The sequence below is a fragment of the Paenibacillus borealis genome, assembly GCF_000758665.1.
Taxonomy (GTDB): Bacteria; Bacillota; Bacilli; order Paenibacillales; family Paenibacillaceae; genus Paenibacillus_AQ; species Paenibacillus_AQ borealis.
This window is the reverse complement of sequence record NZ_CP009285.1, coordinates 3980691-4001303: the sequence shown is the minus strand read 5'-3', so window position 1 is coordinate 4001303 and position 20613 is coordinate 3980691. Positions and strand designations below refer to the sequence as shown.

General features: G+C 51.5%; 16 protein-coding genes. 3 read left to right on the top strand and 13 right to left on the bottom strand.

The window, feature by feature from the left end:
• Positions 1-19: 19 nt before the first annotated feature.
• The 6 genes from PBOR_RS16860 to PBOR_RS16835 all read right to left on the bottom strand — a co-directional run bounded on the left by PBOR_RS16860 (position 20) and on the right by PBOR_RS16835 (position 10685).
• Complete coding sequence (locus PBOR_RS16860; RefSeq protein WP_042213549.1) at positions 20-4510, bottom strand: coiled-coil domain-containing protein; 4491 nt, start codon at positions 4508-4510, stop codon at positions 20-22.
• Positions 4497-5255 (bottom strand): DUF6063 family protein, encoded by a 759-nt coding sequence (locus PBOR_RS16855; RefSeq protein ID WP_042213548.1) that lies wholly within the window; start codon positions 5253-5255, stop codon positions 4497-4499. Before PBOR_RS16855 ends, PBOR_RS16860 begins: the two co-directional genes overlap by 14 nt.
• An 11-nt stretch (positions 5256-5266) precedes the next feature.
• Positions 5267-6772 (bottom strand): hypothetical protein, encoded by a 1506-nt coding sequence (locus tag PBOR_RS16850; protein WP_042213546.1) that lies wholly within the window; start codon positions 6770-6772, stop codon positions 5267-5269.
• A gap of 240 nt (positions 6773-7012) precedes the next feature.
• The gene (locus PBOR_RS16845) at positions 7013-7609 is read right to left on the bottom strand and encodes a GNAT family N-acetyltransferase (RefSeq protein WP_042213544.1); all 597 of its coding nucleotides are present in this window, start codon (positions 7607-7609) and stop codon (positions 7013-7015) included.
• Between the two features lie 44 nt (positions 7610-7653).
• Complete coding sequence (gene thrS / locus PBOR_RS16840) at positions 7654-9567, bottom strand: threonine--tRNA ligase (RefSeq protein WP_042213542.1); 1914 nt, start codon at positions 9565-9567, stop codon at positions 7654-7656.
• Positions 9568-10007: 440 nt separating this feature from the next.
• The gene (locus PBOR_RS16835) at positions 10008-10685 is read right to left on the bottom strand and encodes an HAD family hydrolase (RefSeq protein ID WP_042213541.1); all 678 of its coding nucleotides are present in this window, start codon (positions 10683-10685) and stop codon (positions 10008-10010) included.
• A gap of 121 nt (positions 10686-10806) precedes the next feature.
• Between PBOR_RS16835 and PBOR_RS16830 the strand changes: the two genes are divergently transcribed.
• A complete protein-coding gene (locus tag PBOR_RS16830) occupies positions 10807-11292 on the top strand; it encodes a DUF6803 family protein (protein WP_042213539.1) in 486 nt (161 codons plus the stop codon).
• Positions 11293-11643: 351 nt separating this feature from the next.
• Positions 11644-12333 carry a DUF1796 family putative cysteine peptidase gene (locus PBOR_RS16825; RefSeq protein ID WP_052429512.1) on the top strand — a complete coding sequence of 230 codons (690 nt, stop codon included), beginning with the start codon at positions 11644-11646 and terminating at the stop codon, positions 12331-12333.
• A gap of 1 nt (position 12334) precedes the next feature.
• Here the strand turns inward: PBOR_RS16825 and PBOR_RS16820 are convergent, their stop codons facing one another.
• From PBOR_RS16820 to PBOR_RS16810, 3 genes are all read right to left on the bottom strand, one after another.
• Complete coding sequence (locus tag PBOR_RS16820; protein ID WP_042213538.1) at positions 12335-13720, bottom strand: ATP-binding protein; 1386 nt, start codon at positions 13718-13720, stop codon at positions 12335-12337.
• Positions 13710-14423, bottom strand: a complete 714-nt coding sequence (locus PBOR_RS16815; protein WP_042213536.1) for a response regulator transcription factor — start codon at positions 14421-14423, stop codon at positions 13710-13712. Before PBOR_RS16815 ends, PBOR_RS16820 begins: the two co-directional genes overlap by 11 nt.
• A gap of 128 nt (positions 14424-14551) precedes the next feature.
• Positions 14552-15745, bottom strand: coding sequence for a cell wall-binding repeat-containing protein (locus PBOR_RS16810; protein WP_157764056.1), 1194 nt, complete (start codon positions 15743-15745; stop codon positions 14552-14554).
• A 143-nt stretch (positions 15746-15888) separates the two neighbouring features.
• Here PBOR_RS16810 and PBOR_RS16805 point away from each other — a divergent pair, with 143 nt between their 5' ends.
• Positions 15889-17151 (top strand): hypothetical protein, encoded by a 1263-nt coding sequence (locus tag PBOR_RS16805; protein WP_042213532.1) that lies wholly within the window; start codon positions 15889-15891, stop codon positions 17149-17151.
• Between the two features lie 110 nt (positions 17152-17261).
• On the opposite strand, the gene PBOR_RS16800 is transcribed toward PBOR_RS16805, so the two are convergent.
• The 4 genes from PBOR_RS16800 to PBOR_RS35510 form a co-directional block, all read right to left on the bottom strand.
• On the bottom strand, positions 17262-18620 hold the full coding sequence (locus tag PBOR_RS16800) for a glycoside hydrolase family 64 protein (protein ID WP_042213531.1): 1359 nt from the start codon (positions 18618-18620) through the stop codon (positions 17262-17264).
• 343 nt (positions 18621-18963) lie between these two features.
• Positions 18964-19476, bottom strand: a complete 513-nt coding sequence (gene msrA / locus PBOR_RS16795) for a peptide-methionine (S)-S-oxide reductase MsrA (protein ID WP_042213529.1) — start codon at positions 19474-19476, stop codon at positions 18964-18966.
• A gap of 94 nt (positions 19477-19570) precedes the next feature.
• Complete coding sequence (locus PBOR_RS16790; RefSeq protein WP_042213527.1) at positions 19571-20005, bottom strand: GNAT family N-acetyltransferase; 435 nt, start codon at positions 20003-20005, stop codon at positions 19571-19573.
• A gap of 22 nt (positions 20006-20027) precedes the next feature.
• Positions 20028-20609 carry a TetR/AcrR family transcriptional regulator gene (locus PBOR_RS35510; protein ID WP_052429511.1) on the bottom strand — a complete coding sequence of 194 codons (582 nt, stop codon included), beginning with the start codon at positions 20607-20609 and terminating at the stop codon, positions 20028-20030.
• Between the last annotated feature and the right edge of the window lie 4 nt (positions 20610-20613).

Genomic DNA, 20613 nt, shown 5'->3' with positions numbered 1-20613 from the left:
TATATGATTTGGATTGTTGCTAGAACAATGAGGCAGGGACAAGCTTACGCCCGCCCTTGATCAGAGTTGAATCCAGTGCATCTCCTTTATCCCCGCCAAAATACAGCTGCCAGTACACGCCGAAGCGGATGCTGACATCATTCTTCACCAGCTCCGGCGGCGTAACGATCAGCCACTGGAACTTCAGCGCCTTGGAAATCTCGAATACCGGATCAAGCACGTTATTGGAGACCATTTCACCAAACGGATTATCGTACAGGAAGACTGTCCAGCCTTTATTCTCACGGTTGACGCGCTTGTGGGTCATAATCATCATCGCCACCAGCAGCTGAACCGACTGGCGTTGACCGCCGCTGCCGACGGCCTCATCCAGCGCCCCGCGGTTAATGACCTCCCAATCCGAGTAATGGTACTCTTCCGGTGCTGCGTAGAGGAAATAATTCTCGGTCACCGGTTTATATACCTGGAGCACCGGGAAGCGGTTCTGCAGCGCGGCATACACCATCCGCCCGTCATTAATCAGCTCTCTGACTGCGGAAGCCGGAACCTGTTCGATCTTCGGGAACTTCTCCAGCAGGCTGCTGATGCAGCGGTTGAAATACTCACTGACCAGCGGTTCGATGTCATCTGTCGTTCTCGGAACGGTAATATTCTTGTAATTCAGCCGGACCAGCGGGAAGGCATGCCCGTTCTCATTATGAATGATCATCCGGCGTTCCATCCGCTTGAGAATGTCGGTAATCTGCACGACCCGCTTCGAGGCACGTCCTACCCACAGCTTGCGTGACAGCTCCATATCTTCCTTGTCACTGCGGATACTCTCAATCTGATCACGTGAGCTCTGGAGCATCGAGTCCAGCACCTGCAGTGCGATCGAGAAATCATCCCAATGAACCGTATTCAGGCGATCCTGAATTTTGGTCTCCAGCTCAACGTTCCAGCCGGACTTGGCCAATCTGCCGCTTAAGGCTGTCTTCTCTTCTTTGACTTTGCGCGAGATTTCCGCACGCTGGCTGCGGCTCTCCTTGCTGCGCAGGAGCCAGTCTGCAACCAGCTGCTCACAGTTCTCCCGCACATCCAGCTGCACCTCTTCCGGAACATCCCGCAGCTGCACACGGCTCTCAACATGGGTATCCATAACTTTGCTCTGATTGGAGAGTGTCTGCAGCCACATATCCATAGATGCAAGCGCCTGCTTGCAGGTATTCAGCAGATGCTCATTCTCGCGGAAGCGCGCACTGATCTCTTCTTCCTTCTGGCCCAGCGGCTCATGCCAGAGCTCCACAGCACGCTCGTGCTTCTCCTTGATCGCCTTCTCGGATTTGCCCAGCTCCTTCTGCAGGTTATCCAGCTCCGCCATACAGCGGATGTAGGAATCACGGATATTCTGATAATCCTCATCCAGAATTCCAGTGTCACTCTTCTGGCGCGTTCTGGCCGACTGAATAACCTCCGGTGAATCGTTCGGTTCAGGTGCGGACTGCCATCCGTCATCGACCTGCTGTACTGCTGCTTCCAGTTCAACCAGTTGTTGACCTGCCGCCTTGATCTGGGCAGCCCGTGTACGGATCTCCAGCTCATTCTGGCTGAGGGACTGCTGCTGGCTTTCCACGGTACTCAGCAGCTGCAGCAGCTTATCCTGTACAGCCTCATCCGGCACTGTTTCCTCCTGCACAGTATCTTGTGCAGCACCGCCATGTTCACTTGGGAAGTGGATTTCCGGGAACCAGTTCTGCAGCCGCGGGAACAAGGAATACTTAGCTTCTCCCAGCCACTTCTCACGCTGCAGGGCGAGGCTGTCCATATCTGCCTTCAGATGTGCCAGCTGCTGTTCCTTGACGGCAATCTCTTTGCTTAAGGTAGTCTTCAATTCAACTGACTTTTGTTTGTCTTTGTAATCCTGCTCCTGCTTCCGGCTCCGCTCCACCCACTCACGCAGCGCCGCTGCCCTGGTCTCATGCTCGGTTTTCTCCGCCTCACTGACAGCCAGGTCTCTGGAAATTCCGGATAGAGTCTCTTCATTCAGCGACATTTCAGCATTCAATTCATTCAGACTCTTGCCCAGCTCCTGCTGCTGGGTCTCTAATACCTTCTGTCTGGCCCTCAGACTCACGGTGTGCTCACCCTGAAGCAGCCGGTCATACTCCAGTCTGGCTGATTTCAGCTTCGCCAGATAACCTTCCGCATCCTGCAGCTCCTCTTCCTGCTCCTTGAGCCGTGAAGCGATCCCTTGCTTCCAGTCCAGGAAGCGTTCCGGCTGAAGCACCATCCGCGGTCCCTGATGGGAGAGCAGCAGGAATGAAGCGCCTGTCGCATCAGCCATTTCCTCGCGCACGAAGATCGGGACAGGAGATTTGAGCAGAAGCTCCTGAAGCAGTTCAGGCTGAAGCTTAGCCGATTCACGCTTCGTTACAATCAGCCCGTAAGGCAGCAAAGGGTGACGCTCCAGCTCCTCTTCGCGGACCAGATAAGACTGGTCGTTCAGATATGCGCTGCCGATCATAGAGCTGATCTTCAGGGCGTCCAGAGCATCCTTAACCGTCAGGATATCATTATTAGGCAGCCAATAGGCTTCCTGCTGCAGCTCTACATCCAGCAGCTGATTATAATATTCGCGTCTGAGCCGCTTCGTCTGCTGCTCGGCATCATCCATTCTGCGGATGAACCGTTCCTGGAGTAGAGCTTTCGCTTCGAACAATGCCGTCGTCCCGAGCAGCTGATGTTCTTCATACATTTCCAGCAGAACGACCAGCTGCGACCAGAGCTGTGATTCCTTGCCCATCTGGACTTCAATCCGGTCCGTTAACTCCTCTGCCTGGCTTGCAGTCCCCAGCAGCTTCTCAGTCAGCCGGGTATGTCTGGTATGCAGGGCAAGCTTCTCTTCTTCTGCGGATTTGCGCTGCCCGTTCAGGGCAATGATATTCTCGGCGATGCTTCTGGCTGCAATCAGCGTGCGCTGAAGTGCGGCTGCCGGGGAATGGGCAGCTTCCTGTCCGTGGCGGGAAGCGAAGACCCCCAGATCTTCGGTATACTGGCGGATGAGCGCCGTCAATTCATGGATTTTGCCTTCAAGTCCGCCGAGTTCAAGCAGGAATGCCTCCCGGCCTTTGCGCAGAATGGCCTCTTCTGCACCCAGAGCTTGCTGGCGGCCGCTGAAGAACTGAATTCGTGCCTGCCATAACCGGTAGACCTCATCCCACTGCACCCGAAGCTCCTGCTTGGCCGCTTGGATAACCTCTTGGCGCTCCTTCATCGCAAGAGAACCTTCGATGGCTTCAATTTCCTTCTGCCACTGCTCCATCTGGCGGATCTGCAGTCTGCGTCTGGCTAAATAATGGGCAACCTCCAGATCCTTTTCCTTCATCTTCGACTCTTCCAGCCGTTGCTTAGCCCGTGCCTGATTATCCGAGACCGCTTTGAAATCATCCTGCTTGCGGTCACGCTCTTCCTTGAGCTTCAGATATTTCAGATTATCCGTCTCAAATTTCAGCTGCTTCGCTTCCTGATAATGTCCGGCCAGCTCATCAGCTGTTTTGCGGCGTTTGTCTTCAGCATGCTTCAGCTCATCGTAGATCACAGTGTACAGCTGCCGTCCAAGTAATTCCGTTTCCTGAAAGCTGCGGTCAGCCTCCGTCCCCTGCTTGACTGACTCGTAGAGCGGCGCGGCAAGTGAAGTGAATTCGGCAAAAGCGCGCTCTCTCTGCTCCAGCATCGGCAGCCGCTGTGCAACCGTAGCTGAATCTATGAACATCCGCTGAAGTGAACCTTCATCCTCGCGCATACTGCCATTTAGACTGGACCCGATTTCCGGAATAATCAGCTTCTCGAACAGATTGTGGTTGGTGAAGGCGTCATTCTTCTGGAAATAGCCTTTAATCCCGCCCTCTTCTCCGTTGATTCTCCGCATATTACGCCATTCATCAATATGAATATCCCGGTCCGCCAGAAAGGCGTAATATTTCTTCAGGTCGGAGCTATGGCTGCCGTACGCAACGATCTCATTGCGCCGCTCCCGGACGAATTGCTGAATCGCTTCAAAGCTGGCCGGACTGTTCAGCCCATGATCGTAGAGCGGCAGTGTAGACAGTGTAAGCTCAGCATTCTCATCATAATTGAGCAGCGCATAGAGCAGATAATCCACTTTGATCTCCAGCTGATCGATGGAGTTCTGGGCAGTCATTGCGATTCCGGTAGTTATGTACTCTGTCCGTTCCGGAGCGTCCAGCCGCCATTCAATGGCCACGTGGAACGTGTAGGGCTTCAGCTGTTTTTTGTGATTATGGAAGAAGGCTTCTACCTGGTTCTCATTATCCTTACCCCAAGCCGCCTTGGGCATCAGCAGCTGGAATATGGACTGCAGCAGCACGCCCTTTCCCCCGCCGTTCATCAGCGTGATCAGCGTGTTGGCCGGGCCTTCCTCATTGCACAGGTCGAGGATCATATCCTCATATTTCTTCAGCATCTTCTCATATTTAAGTCCGGCGATGCGGATTCGCTCAATGCGCGGCATGGGCTTCATCCTCCTTCTCGCTGAGAGTCCGGCCAATCAGGGCCTTCAGCTCTTTGTAGCGGTCCACATCATGATAGAGATAACGCATCCGCTCATACAGCTCTTCCCTCGGGAATATCCGCTTCTCGTTCTCGGAGATAAATACCAGATGCTCTTCCTCCAGCAGCTTCATCCCCTCATGGATCAGGCCGATCCGGGAGCCGGCACCGCGGGTCAGCGAATCGCCTTCCTCCTGGCTTTTGGTCTGCATGTAGAGACTGCTCCACACTTTGTGCATTGCCTGGATATCCAGCCGCCACTGCTTGCTGAAGCTGCAGTCTTCGTCCATGTCCATCCATGTCTGGAACAGGGCTGATACCTGATCCGAGAGTTGAATGTAGGACATGCTGTCCTGACCCGGCTTGAAATGCTGCTCATCCTGATCCATCTCGGCCAGGAACACCAGAATGATTACGTTGATGATATGTAGATGCGTCTTACGTTCGATGCGGGAATATTTATTGCGCAGCTGTGTGAAGTTGCTGGCGAAGCCGGAACCCATTGGACTCACGAGCAGGTGCAGGCGATGCCCCGAGTTCATAATCCGGCAGCCGGCTTCTTTGGCCACATATTGTAAGGCATCATAGGCGACGGTATCCTGCAGGCATTCGGCGGCAGCGGGATCATCAAGTGATATCACCTTGCGGCGAAGCAGGTCGAAGAACAGCCTTGAAGCCTGCTGTACTTGCTCTAACGAATAACTCATGCTGAATCATCTCACTTCTCTACTATAGTAATGGTATAAGGGCTGATCTCCAGACCGGGCCAGCGGATGCTGCCCTGCTGCCTGTTAGCAATCCTGGTCCGCAGTAACTTGCCTCTCAACACTTCCAGCTCCGGATGACCGCTGATCAGCTGCTGAATCAGCTTCTGGCATTCATCTGCCCCGCCCTGGCCTTCCGCTTCCTGTTCCTGTACGGTAATTTCGGTATGGAAAAATTGTACCCACAGATCCACGGCATCCGGAGTTTCCGCCCAGCGCCGCTGTTCTTCCGCGGAGAAGGCCTCTGCCGAGAACGTAAAGCTTCCTTGCTCTGCCACTCCGGTTAAGACCGGCAGCCATAGATCACATACCCCAGCCCAAGGTATGCCTTTGGGAACATAGTGTACTTCCTCTTCGTCCCCGGCTTCATCCGGGTCATCCGGCAATTCGTCCGGCAGGAAGCCGACATCCTGCTCTTCCCAGGCCCAGGCCAGCGGATAAATGAAGTCTTGGCTGGGAGAGAATAGCCCGCTGATCAGGGTTTCCATGCTATCCCCATCCGGTAATCCTTCCGGCTTCACCCATTCCTCCCATACATGGGTACGGAAGTTGAAGCCGGCGGCACCCCAGAACAGCTCCGGGAAGTTGAGCCTGAGATTGGTTTCCGCTTCAAAGATGCTCAGCACGACTTCAGCAAGCTCATCATGCACTCTCCGCGAGAGCTCTACCCGTTCTGAGAGCAGCCGCAGCTCATTGAAGTCGATGACATCCTTCTCATCATTGGCCAGCCGGGCCAGCGAGCGGTGGATATTATCGAAATGCTTGCGTTCCTCGTCAAATTGCTGATGGATCTCCTCCAGCCGCTGATGCCGCTGGGTACCGTATTCGCTGAAGATATGCTTCGGGTTGCGGCGCAGCGCATTGCGGTATTCCTGCTGCTGCTGGGTCATCTTCCGCACCCGTGAGATCAGTTCATTCACATCCTGCATCGCCCGGGTTACCCGTCCATGCTTGATATGCATCTGGATCTCGAGCAGCTTGATGCTGATCTGAAATTCATCAATGATCTCATGGCTCATGAAGATCAGCTCCATCGCATATTCGGAGAGCCGGTAGATGGTAGTCCCGTTCTCTTCCCAGCTGGTGCGGGTGGCATCTTCATCTACGGTGAAATATTTATACTTCTGCACCGCCATCTGCCGGGAATGATCATCGTAATAGTTAGCCTCGAAATCCCCGCCGTTTCCGCTCCACAGCAGCCCGTCCACGAGCCGTTCCACCGATTCCGGACTGCCGAGCTTCGCGATGCCGAAGCGTTCAAGCGAGCTCCACGTCAATTCGACCAGGTCCTCCCTGGATCTCTGCTCATTCGATTCCAGCTCCAGATAATAGACCTGCAGCAGTACACTTAGAGCAATCATTTCCTTATAAGGCTGAAGCTCACCAAGATTCATGCCTGCACCCAGACTCCACAAGGGATTCAGCCGCTTGTTCCGTTCTCCAAAATCATTCCAGTTCATGCTCCAGCCAACCTCGCCATCACTTCATAATTTACCTCACAACATAACATAAACCCACATCTGCCCCGAAGGGTGAAATATGGGCTAGGATTACGATAAACGATATATTGGGGAATGTATGTTTCTATCCTCATGTCTTTCTATTATATCAATGTTTCACAGATATGGCTATTTGCAAAAAATAATAGAGGAGCCCCGAAAGGGGACTCCTCTAAGTCACGGTTTGGCAACCGGATGCAGCTATTTGTATTTCACATTCAGCAGATACTGCAGGTTAGCTTTCACCGCAGGCCACTCGTCATCAATGATACTGTACAGCGCATTATCCATAACCAGGCCGTCAGAAGTCAACCGCTGCTTGCGCAGCACGCCTTCCCGGACAGCGCCAATCCGTTCAACCGCCCGCTGCGACCGGAGGTTGGTACTGACAATGGAGAAATTTACGCGGATTAGTCCGAGTCCCTCGAAGCAGTATTGCAGAAGCAGCGACTTCGACTCTGTGTTCACAGCTATTCTCCAGTAATCCGGCGAAATCCAGGTGCAGCCGATCTCTGCATTGCGGTGTGTCCGGTCCAGATGCATGATCCGCGTAGTGCCGGCAATCCGGCCGGATGCCTGCTCTATCATGACAAAAGGGATATCCGTACCTTTGGCCTTGCTTACCAGTGCAGCGTCTATCAACTGACCCACTTGTTCTTCTGTGCTGACTCTTCTCCAGGTATATTCCCAGATCAGCGGATCGTTCAGCACCTTAATCAGCTCCGGCCTATGCTCTTCCCCCATGGGTACAAGCCTGATCACGTTGCCCTCCAGTTGCTCAGCATTCTTCGAAATCATGTATCAGCCCTCCTGGACATTTTACTATATATTAATGAAGCGATTTATTTCCGCTCAGCAATTTGGCCCGCCAGCTGCTGAATGAACTCCTGCACACTGAGCGATAGTTGTGAGCTCTCCGCACGGCTTCGTACAGTAACTGCACCGTTGTTTTGTTCTTGATCTCCGAGTACTAACATATAAGGCACCTTCTCCAGCTGGGCTTCACGGATTTTGTAACCCAGCTTCTCATCCCGTAAATCAAGCTCTACTCTAAGCCCGGCGGCTTGCAGCTGCTCTTTAACCTCGAAGGCATAATCAGCATGAACCCTGGATACAGGCAGCAGCTTGACTTGTACGGGAGACAGCCACAGCGGAAAAGCTCCGCTGAAGTGCTCTGTAAGAATGCCCATGAACCGGTCAATGGAGCCGAATACTGCACGGTGAATGACTACCGGACGGTGTTTCCCGTTATCTTCACCAATATAAGTCAGATCGAACTTCTCCGGCATTTGGAAATCCAGCTGGATTGTACCGCATTGCCAGCTTCTTTTCAAGGCATCAAGGATATGGAAATCGATCTTAGGCCCGTAAAAAGCGCCATCCCCCTCGTTCACCCGATACTCGATCCCGTTGTTCTTCAGCACCCGTTCGAGTGACAGCTCCGCCTGATCCCAGAGCTCTTCAGCCCCCATATAATCATCCGGACGTGTGGACAGCTCCACCTTGTACTCGAAACCAAATACTTTGTACATCCGATCAATGAGCTCCAGCACCCGGCTAATTTCATCCTCAATCTGTTCCGGCAGGACAAACAGGTGGGCATCATCCTGGCAAAAAGTGCGGACACGCATCATTCCATTTAGCGCTCCCGAGAATTCATGGCGGTGGACCTGCCCATATTCAGCAATCCGGATCGGCAGCTCCCGGTAGGAACGCAGGCTGTTCTTGTAGATCAGCATATGCCCGGGGCAGTTCATCGGTTTGAGCGCAAAGTCTGTTTCATCCACTTTTGTGAAATACATCTCGTCTTTATAATGATCCCAGTGTCCGGATTGCTCCCATAGCCTTCTGTTCATCATCAGCGGTGAACGGACCTCATCGTAGCCGCTGGACCTCTGTAATTCACGCGAGAAGTTCTCCAGCTCAGTACGGATGAGCATGCCCTTCGGCAGATAGAACGGCATACCCGGCGCTTCTTCGGAGAACATGAACAATCCAAGTTCTTTACCCAGCTTGCGGTGGTCACGCTTCTTCGCTTCCTCCAGCATGTGGAGATGCTCCTCCAGCTGGGATTTCTTGAAGAATGAAGTTCCGTATATCCGCTGGAGCACCTGATTATCTGAATCCCCGCGCCAGTAGGCTCCCGCTACGCTAAGCAGCTTGAAGGCCTTGATCCGGCCAGTAGACGGCAAATGCGGCCCCCGGCACAGATCAGTGAATTCACCTTGCTCATACAAGCTGATCACTGCATCCTCCGGCAGGTCACGGAGCAGTTCAAGCTTAAGGGGCTCCTCCAGCTGCCGGAACAGTTCCATTGCTTCACTTCTGCTGACCACCCGGCGCAGGATCGGCAGATTCTCTAGGATTATCTTCTCCATTTCCTGTTCGATTGCCCCTAAATCCTCCACGGACAACGGCCGTGCTATATCAATATCGTAATAGAATCCATCCTCTATGACCGGACCGATACCCAATTTAACATTCTGATCCCCGTAGATCCGTTTGACAGCCTGGGCCATCAGATGAGCAGTACTGTGTCTGTGGATCATCAGTCCTTCTTCACTGTCCGCCATTATAATTTCAACGAGGCTATCCTGTTCAACCGGGTGATCAAGGTCAACGAGCCTGCCGTCAATTTTACCGGCTACCGCATTCTTCTTCAGACTGGCACTGATTGACTCCGCAACCTGCGCAACTGTGGTGTTACGCGAATACCTCCTAATTGATCCATCCGGCAGTTTCACTTGAATCTCCATGATTGTGGCCTCCATTTCTTCAGGTTTCTGTTAGTGTATATTGAACGCAAAAAAACGCATCTCATCCCGGAAAGGGACGAGTGCGTCTAAGCTCGTGGTTCCACCCTAATTCGACTATGTATTCACGGACCCCGGCTGTTCGGCGGAAGCGCGGATAAGCATAATCCTCATGGCATCCGCTAACGGGGATGGGACGGTGGCATTTACAGCCTCGCTAACAGCAGGAGGGTTCAGTGTCACGGCTGCAAAGGGGTAACATCCGGCTGGTCTCTGTAAGAAGCTCGCACCTTGCACTTCTCTCTCTGGTCAGTCCTGGGAGGATATCATGTCTCTGGTCATTGCCTTAAGTATGGTGTTGCTGGTTACATAATACTGAATGCCTTCGTTAAAAGTCAATACTGCGGTGAAAAAATAGTTGGTTGCCGCACTTCCGCAGCCAACTATCCGTCAATATAACTCATATGAATCCGCTGGATAATGTCACCAACTTCTCCTACTGTTTTCGCAATATAATCAGCACCAGCGGCCGCTAACTCCTCCTCCGAGCCGTAGCCGAATAACACGCCTATAGAGGGGACTCCGCAGGCCTTCGCCCCGATTATATCATGCTCCCGGTCCCCGATCATCAGCGCCTGCGCCGCAGGAATACCATTCTCGTCCAGCACATGCCGGATCACCTCACGCTTCTTCGAGCGTGTCCCGTCCAGATTGCTGCCTGCGGTGAACTTGAAGAAGCCGTCCAGCTTGTAATGGCGGAGAATCTCCTCGGCAAAAACTGTAGGCTTGGAGGTTGCCACATACAGGCTGAACCCCTTATTCCGCAGGTCCTCCAGTAACTCTGGAATCCCAGGAATCACACTGTTCTCGAACATGCCAAGCGTCCGGTAGCGCTCACGGTAGAACTCTACTCCCTGCAGGGCGGCTTCAGGTGTCAGACCCTGGATTTGAATAAAAGAATCATAGAGCGGCGGCCCGATATACGGAATCAGCAGGTCAGGATGCTCCACCCCGATATCTAATTTGTTCAGCGCATATTCCACGCATTTGGTAATGCCTTCTTTGGGATCGGTTAATGTACCGTCCAGATCAAATAAAATATGATGCAGCGCGTCCTTCACTTCCGTTCGTGCTCCTTTCCTGTTTAGCTTTTATCCATCATACCCTCCTTTCTTCATACTTTCCACACACTTATCTACTAACATCACTATGTAAGCTATATTTGAACTTGGAGGATGTAACATGAATATGACGCATTATATGTCGCTGCTGGCGGAGAATCAGCCCTGGAATCTGATTCTTTTCATGGCGATTCCCGTGATTTTTGCAGAGACGATTACGGTTACAGAGTTTATAATTCTGTTCACCAAGAAGCTGAACGGGCCGCTCAGAGCCTTCAACCGGGTATGCAGTATTCTCGCGGGACTCTATTTCACCGGAGTTTTCCTGTACTTGTTCCCTACCGCCTTCATCCCGCTCACCGCGAATGGTGAATGGCACACCTGGGTGGATGTAGTTGCGGTAAGCTTTTATCTGAGCGGAGTCATCTTCCTGCTGCCTCTGGCCCTGCTGGATCTGGGTCTCATCGCCCGCAAACGCAGTGAAGAGAGCAAGCTTAAGCTGCACTTCCTGCTGATCAGCGGCTTCCTCGTTGTTGCCCACATCGCTATGATCTTCGGGATGGTGAATCCGGAAATTATGGGCGGAATGGCTGGAATGAACCACTAAAAGTATCGATGGTGCAGAGGTGTCCCTAGAGTCGTGAAAATGGCGGCGGGGACGCTTTTTTTGTTCATAATGCACAAAATACCATAGATCATCGCAGCAGTTAATTGCTATAATCTCCTAATATATGTTGTTTATCGAACGGGGAGGAACTGGCAGAGGCGGTTATACGGGAGATTTCAGGGGGAAACTGGAATTACCGACTATTAAATTAATTAATGTCTAACGTGAGAGCATAATCTAATTGCGCTGGAGAAATTAATGCAGCAGGTGAGCCGCTGAATTTTGTCGTATTCGTCCAATCAATCCCGGAGCATCGCGTATATGATTTACTAACGATGAGACTGGATAGAGATGGGTGAAATCATGAAACTACAAGAGGTCAAAAAAGACTACGAACTGATCGTAAGCTTAGGTTCATCTTGCGCGCCTGCAATTAACCTGAAAAGATACGGCTTACGAAAATTCTCAATGCCTTTAGACTGGATGATTTCGTATTCACTGGCCGACGTCAACCGGCTTCTAAAGAATGAGTTCAGGAATTTTATGGATTTCAGAAATCTGCATCCGTTGGATGAGACGCATTTTTTGCTGGATGATGGTGATCCCGTTTATTTGGATCATTCCAGAAGTAATCTGTCACAATCCTATTTCATAAGAGACTCCCTGTATAACATCATCTCTGCCCATGATTTCCCGATTATTACAGGCCAGGGCTGGAGCGCTTCCTATCCGGCCTACCGGCTGAAACTGGAATACCGGATAGGACGGTTCTGGAACAATCTGCTCAGCAGCGATGATAGCTTATTTGTCAGATGGTTTGCGAATGCTGAACAGGTGCTGGAGCTGCATATGATTTTATCAAAACTATTAAATCACAAGAAATTCACAATACTCATCCTAAATCCTATACCCGGCCTTAGTGCAACAAGAGAAGCGGAATGGGGTATCGACAATGTCTGCGTTCTGGAGGTGCCCAGCGATATGAATGACTATGCTAATTGGGATTACATCCTGCAAGGTATTAGACTGATTAATTCATAACTTATCTCGCAAAAGTAACCTCACAACGCGTCCCTACACCCACCCTGCTTGTAAACACAATCGTACCGCCGAGCAGTTCGACCAGCTTATTCACAATCGAAAGCCCGAGGCCGGAGCCTCCGTATTGCCGTGAGCGGGATTTCTCCACCCGGTAAAAGCGGTCAAAGATATAGGTAAGCTCCGCTTCCGGAATACCGATTCCCGTATCCTCCACAACAAATACCGCCGAGTCCGGAGTAAATCTTAAATCCACCCTGATCTGCCCCCGTTCAGTATAGCGGACAGCATTCTCCAGCAGATTCATCACGATTTGCTCCATCCGTTTGCCATCGCCCAAGATCCTCACGTCTTGCCCGCCATCGTACGAGGCCGTCACCTCCAGACCTTTCTCCTTCGCTGTTAATTCTACCCTGCGGACTGCCTGATCCACGATTTGCCAGAGGTCAACCTGTTCCAGATTCAGCGGAATTTTGCCCTCCTCCATTTTGGCCAGCTCGAATAAGTCGTCGACCAAATGCTGCAGCCGGTGCGCTTCCTGATCGATGATGTCGAGATACAGTACCTTCTCTTCTTCTGTCTCGTACAGCCCGCTCTTCACTACCTTGGCATACCCCTGCAGGTAAGTGATCGGTGTCCGCAGCTCATGCGAGATATTAGCCAGAAATTCCTGGCGGGTATCCCTGTAGCGCTGCAGGTCAACAGCCAGGTCGTTGATCGCTCCTGCGAGAAAACCTATCTCATCATTACCGCGGATGGTGACGCGGGTCTCCAGTTCACCGGCGGCGATCTTGCGGGTGGCTCTCTGCATCTGCAGAAGCGGCCGGGACAGGACAACGGCAATGACCCAGGTGATGCCGAGTGCCAGAAGGAAAGCGCCGATCCCCGTGAGCAGCAGAATATTCCGAACCGAGGCCAGCGAGTCTTCCATATTCGTGGTGGAGGACATTACATACAACGCTGAAATGACACCTTCACTGCCCGAGATAGGTTGTCCAGTGACGAAATACCGGTGCCCCGCTGGATCTTTGTACAGGAAGCTGACCGTTTTCCCGGTAAAAATATCTGTAAGATCCCCGGTTCGGATGAACGCCCGGTCCGCAGAATCGTGAACACCTGAATGCAGATTTGTACGGCCATCGGGAAGAATGTTAAATATACTGACATTCGAGAATTCAGCAAACGTCGTCATCATCTGGCTGGTCGTGGACTCCTTGGACTGGGCCATAACCGTGAAATGGGAGGCCAGCTCCTCGGTTTCCGTCTGCATTTCGTTGTAATAAAAGCTGCTGAACATCCTGTCGATCACCACTCCCAGTGACAAAAGCACGATCAGGAACAAGGAAATGATGACCAGCCCAAGCTTGAAGCCGATGATATTATTTTTCATCCGTCATACCTGTGACCTGGAATTTATACCCGAGCCCCCATACCGTCTGCACCGGATTGTAAGTTAAGCCCGCTCTCTGCATTTTTTCACGGATATTCTTAATGTGGGTATCGATCACCCGGGTCTCCCCGCCGTAATCATTCCCCCACAGCCGTTCGACCAGCTCATCGCGGGTGAATACCCGTTGTCCCCCGCGCGCCAGCAGGGTCAGCAGATCGAACTCTTTTAAGGTGAAATCAACGCTCTGCTCCTGTATGCGCACCTCGCGTGCTTCCGGGTAAATCCGCAGACCGGGGTACTCCAGCACTTCCTCACGGGGGGCCAGTGATTGTGTCAGCGCAGAGCGGCGGAGCAGCGAATGTATCCGGGCCAGCAGCTCCTCCGGTTCAAACGGCTTGGTCAGATAATCGTCCGCACCTATGCCAAGACCCTGCACCTTATCCTTAATCTCCGAACGGGCGGTAAGCATCAGAATGGGAATATGACTATGCTCCCGGATCACACGGCAGACCTGCCAGCCATCCATGTCAGGCATCATCACATCGAGCAGAATCAGATCAAATGCCTGCTGCCCCGCCATGCGGATGGCTTCTTGCCCCGTGGCCGCTTCCCTGGTGGCGAAGCCCTCGTTCAGCAGATATATACGCAGCAAATTCCGCATATTCCATTCATCGTCCACTATAAGTATTTGAGATTTGGACATGCTTTCACCCTTTTCATAGACTGGTTAATAGTTCGTAATTCATTATACCCAAGTGGAAACGGTTATACCGTCTTACTTATTATATAAATGAAAAACCGGCAGCGGAATCCGCTGCCGGCTTGCTCTGTCTAATGCCCTGAGTGCGGATTATCACCGGAGGCGGAGGAAATCTCCAGCATGTCATCGATCTCACTCTGCGCTGCGGCGTTAATCGTTGCCGTATCACCCGTTAACCAAGCGTGATTATACGGGCCTTCCGCCGGTGAATCCTTGAATTTCGGCTGCAGCTCCATCGTATAGTTCATTAGGGAATCCGGCAATCCGTCCTTACCGGTGAAGACCAGCGGCGCGTGTTTGCCCAGATGGGAGAAGGGTGCAGCAGCAATCGCCAGCATCGCAGAATCCGTAGTCAACAAGGACAGGTTATGTCCGGGAGCAGTGATTCCCCAGCCGAATCCGTTCACCGTATCCTTGAATTTGGCAAAGGCAATGGCATTCTCGTAAGGATCTTCCCCCGCTATGCGCGTAACCGTTCCATATTGCTTAAGCTGTTCCTCCACATCCGTTGAAATGACGGATTCGGGACCGAGAACATAAATAGCCGCATTGCCGCCGCGTTCCTTGAGGGCATCTGCTGTCGCAGCCGGGATATCGCTTTTTGCCACATATAATAAAGGCTCCGGCATATGGGCAATCCAGTTGACAGCCGGCAGAGTATATTCAGGACTGTCCATGGAGCCGATAATTACACTCTGCGGCAGCTCACCCGACACTTTGGCATAGTAAGTATCGATAGCGCCAGCCACAGCTGCAGGTTCATTTCCTTCAATCTTGTCCACCTTCAGATTAAGCGGACTGAGCTGCGTCCCGACGCTTTCCGGAGATGGCCCTACAATTACAATCTGAATACCGTCATTGCTGTCCGCACCAAGCGGCTTCAGCCGCTTCAGCTCAGCCAGAGTTGCATCCGGCACACCGTCTTTGGTGAAAAAGAGCACCGGCCCGTTGCTCGGATGGTGGATCAGGTCCGTGCTTACCGCCGCAATCTGCCAGTTATCCACACTGGTCAGGACTACAGACGATGGCCGGTTACTCTTGGTTTCAGCAGTCCATAAGGTCTGTGAGACCAGCACAGCCGCCTGAACAGGGTCAGAGGTATTGATCCGGGTTGTATTTTTGGTCGCAATCCAGGGCATGGATACCGTTGTTTGTGCAGTTGCCGCGGCTGATTCTTCCTTGTTATCCGCACCCAGGCTGCAGCCCGCAAGTGTAGCTCCAAGCAGCAGGATAAAGGTAGCCGTCAGCAGTCTTTTCTTCATCATTGTCCCTCCACTTCAGTTGCTCTCGCGAATAACTAGAAGTGTACAAGACAAATGTGTAGAAAGAATGAAGCAACAAAGTATACTGCGAACCTCCTGCTGCTTCTGTACAATATGGATACTATGGTATCTGGAGGATAACCGGCATGGACAATCACTATATTGCAGATCGTATCAGAGCTTATAGGGCAGACACCGAGTCTGTTTACAACACTTGGTTTCTGAATAATAGCGAGCGGTTAAAGGCATTCCGTACAATCAAAAGCGGACTGACAGACGTCATCCGCAGCATTGAAGCGCGGACATTCGGCAATGATTATAAGGGTTCATCCCTGGAGTTTGTAATGTCCGCCATTTGTGAGCAGAAACAGATTTTTGAAGGAGCGGCTCATGCCTTCTACTGGAAACCTAAATTGCGTATTCCGGATATTTATGAGAATGATGTCCATCAGCTCGCTTTTGGACGCTTTCTGAAGGCAGTACAGCAAGCCAGCCAGGAGAAGCAAATTTTGGAGGAAATTTATAAGCTCGACAATATGCATATCAAAGGGCTGGGCCCTGCCGCAGCCAATATTATATATTTTCTTCATCCCACCCTGTTCCCGCCATTCAATACCGCAATTGTAAAAGGCTATAACGAACTTCTGGGCCAGAAGATCAAGCTGGGTTCATGGACTGCATATCTGGAAATGCGTGAAGGTCTGCTCCAAATGAATAATGAACAACGCTCCCTGCTGTCCAATGATTTAGGCGCTATTGGAGGGTTTGTGTTTGAAATTGGCACCGGACGTCTCATAGTAAGCGGCAATGCAGAGCGGGTTCTGGAGTCTGAGGCAGCCAAGCAGGAGAAAACCCGGTTAAAACGTCATACAGAGATCATGAACGATATCCGTGAAGAAAATGCACATAGTGAAATGCAATATCATCTGGCAAGATTAGGCCGCTCGCTCGGATATAAGGTATGGATCGCTCAGAATGATCACAAGAGACAATGGAACAGCGCAAAGCTCGGTGAATTATCACTGCCCGCATTGCCTCCGCTTCAGGTATCCAAAGCAGCGTTTGACACTATTTCCTTCATTGATGTGATTTGGCTTGATGATGAGAACAGAATGATTGCTGCCTTTGAAGTAGAGAAAAGCACGTCCATCTATTCGGGCATCCTTAGGCTGTACGATCTGGCCTTGTCGCTTAATGAACCGGAATGCAGTTTATACCTTATTTCTCCTGACGGCAGGGAAAAAGAAATTCAGGCCCAGTTGCTGCGTCCTTCCTTACAGCAGAACAACGCCGGGCATATCTCTTATATTTTATTCTCGGATCTGCAGTGTGAATGTGACGCCATGTGCAAATACGGCCGTTCACATGAGGTGCTGGAGGGAATATCCAGAAAGCCGGTAAGAAGTTAATAACGGCGGAATCACACGATAATCACGCTTTGAACCAACAGCCCGGACAGGATTCACCCTGCCCGGGCTGTAGTCTAATCGCCAGCTCGTTCAAACATCAAGCGGTATTATTACCAGGCCACGCGGATAATCAGGCCCTTAGGATCGCCGACTTCAAGATAAGCGGCCTGGCCGTTGACATCATCATAAGGGAAGCCGTAAGCCAGTCCGCTGATGCTGTGGTCATGCCAGAATTTCGCGTAATAGTTGGCTGGAGCCGCTTTGTAATAGTCCGCGACATTGTTCCAGTTGCCGGAGGTGTAGACATGGCGGTTAATGGCAGCGCTGGTGGCTGCATCAATAAGCGAGCCGTCATTGCGGAGAATATCCTGGGTGCTGTAGCTGGAATAACCTGCGAAATAATTGCTATTGGCCCCGCCTGCTTTAAACGATCCATGGACAGGAGCGATAATCCGGTAAGGCGCCTGATCCGTAGCAAGTGATTTGAAGGCGGACGGCACTTCATTCTGATATTTACTGAAGATTCCGGCGCGTGTCTCCGATTCCAGCTCGCCTACGGTCTTATCATAGCCGCCCGACAAGCCTACCAGCCGGTGCTGGATCGGGAAGCCGAAGGCATCTACGCGTGTCGTGTTGCCGTGATAGCCTGTAGCATCCACTGTGAATTCAACGAAATCGAAATAGAGATTACGGTTAGGGTCAGTAGGATTATCAATATCCGGTCCGGCAAAGCCGTCATCATAAGTCTTGATGTACAGCGGCGTGCCTACGCTGAGGAACATGCGGCCGGAGGTGATTTTGGGCATCGTTACCCAGGAAGCCTGACTTACGGTATGGTAGATATTCGCGTAATTCACGCCGTTTTTGGTCAGATGGCCGGAGGCATCATTCAGCGCATTAGAGATTGGCAGCAGATTGCCGCTCAGATCCAGATAACTCCATTTGCCGTTGGCCGGATTGATGCCGATGACTCCCCAATATATCTGGTTGTCCGGATAGGCCCCGCCCGTTCCGTTCATGACCTTCACCGACACTGAACCTCCCGGCGGGGTGGGAATGGAAGACGCGGCTATGGAATAGATCGAAGCAGAGGAACCCCCAGGCGGGGTAGTCGGCGCCGTTCCGGCAGTATAAGTAAACCAACCGGTATCATATGCCGGCGTTCCGTTGTTGTACGTGAAGAAATAGGTGAGAACAGTTCCGCTTGCAACGCCTGTGACCACCTGCTCATAGCGGGCTTTGCTGCTGTTGTAGGTTGTACGGTAGTTCAGCTGCGTTCCGGAATTGACCTTGTAATGTACGTCGACCCAACTGGTGCTTACCGTAGATTTGAACCAGATTGTCGCAGTAGTTCCTGACAAATCTACTCCCTGCGTATAATCAGCGGCGGCTGCTTTGGAACCAAAGAAAGGCAGGCAAGAGAGCAGAAGCACGAACGCAAGCATGGACATTAGCCATTTTTTAGGCATCGTATTATTCCTCCTGAATTATAGTGGCATTGCTGTAATCATTACCTTTGGCAACCGGAAGCTACAGACAGATAATTCAGCATTTCAGAAAGCCTCCACCCTCCTCCATTCCCCGGATTAAGCCAGAATCCTGTATGAATGTATGCGTTTACAAATATGATTATAGTAGGGCAAATCTTCATTTAGTAGGCTCGAAATTTCGGTTTTAGGTTCCCATTTTTTGGTTTTATGACTTAATTTCTTCCGTTTCACCTCTAGAGCGCTGCAAAAATAGCAAAAAGCCCTCAATCCCCAGATGCCAGGTGATTAAAGGCTTTTCTAAACTAAATTTCATTATCCGCTTTTACCAGTGCTGCGAAATAAATGTATCCCGTCCGGATTGCTCACGGTCCTCTTTATAGTGCTTCGGATTCTTCTTGTGATAGTCCTGATGATAGTCCTCAGCCGGATAAAAATGAGGTGCAGGCAGAATCTCCGTCACCACAGGAAGCTCAAATCTGCCGCTGGCCGCCACTTGCTCCCGGGAAGCCAGAGCCGCCAGCCGCTGCTCTTCATTATAGTAGAATACCGCTGTCCGGTACTGTGTTCCGCGATCCTGAAACTGTCCGCCGTCATCCGTCGGATCAATCTGCGGCCAGAACAGCTCCAGCAGTCTCTCGTAGGGGAAAAGTGCCGGATCAAACGTAATCTGCACCACCTCATAGTGACCGGTTGTCCCTGTCTTGACCTGTTCGTATGTAGGATTCTCTACCGTGCCTCCGGCGTACCCCGATACGATTCCCTGAATTCCGGGAAGCTCTTCAAACGGTGTAACCATGCACCAGAAGCAGCCTCCGGCAAACATTGCCTGTTCCATAAGCTTAATCCCTCTCCCTGTCTCTTATCTGCAGATCATAATTAGCACATGTATTGAAGATAAGGCCTACTGGTCATAAAGTCAATTTGAGGATTTAGACCTGCAAGCTCTTGACCATAATGACGTGGGGGATTCCATCTTCCATAAAGACAGGTGAGGAAGTCTCATACCCCAGCTTCTGGTAAAAGCCTTCGGCCTGCTTCTGTCCATGCAGCTTGGCTTGCCGGAGTCCCTGCTCAGCAGCTATACTCTCCAGTGTGCTGATAATTACGGATCCTAGCCCGCTTCGGCGGTATGGGGCCAGCAGACAGATCCGCTCCAGCTTGGCCCATCCGTCCACAGCTCTCAGTCTGGCTGTCCCTACGGCAGCCTTCTCATCCTCGTGAAACACCAAGATATGCTCAGCCTGACTCTCATATTGATCAAACTCATCAGCCAGCGGTACGCCCTGCTCCTCTACAAACACTTCCCGTCTGATCCGGAAGGCCTCTTGTAATCCTGCTTCATTCGTAACCTTATCTACATACATATCATTCTGCCTCTCTCTCCAGTTAGGATTGCTTAATGCCCGCCCAGAAAATCCCCCAGATATCCTCCAGGCGCTGTTCAAATTCCTCCTGCTTATAAAAAAACATCTGCATGGCGATCCCGTCCAGCAAACAATAATAAGCCGAGAGCAGGCTGTCTGTCTGCTGCTGCCGTATGACTCCCGTGCTCATACCCTCCTCAAAAATCGCCTTGTACAAAACAGCGGAACGCTGCTCCATCACCGCAATCTGCTCCTCCAGCAAGTCTTGGAAGAACGGAGGCGGAAATTGCACAGCCATTTTGTAGAAAGCAGTCAGCACGGGGTGATCCACTCTGTAATAGTAGTTCTTATGCACAATCTCGCGCAGCTTCGTCTCCACCGGAGCAACAATAAGTTCCCCGTATAGCTGTTCAAGAAACTCGTAATAATGCCGGGCCATTTCGTGAAATGCGGCCATGAACAAATCCTCTTTTTTGGGAAAATAGGTGGCAATGGATTGCTTCTTAATCCCTACCTCCTGGGCAATCCCGGCCAACGAAGCTCCTTCAAAGCCCTTTCCGGCAAATTGTGCACATGCAGCCTGCAGAATCGCGTTAGCAGTCATCTCT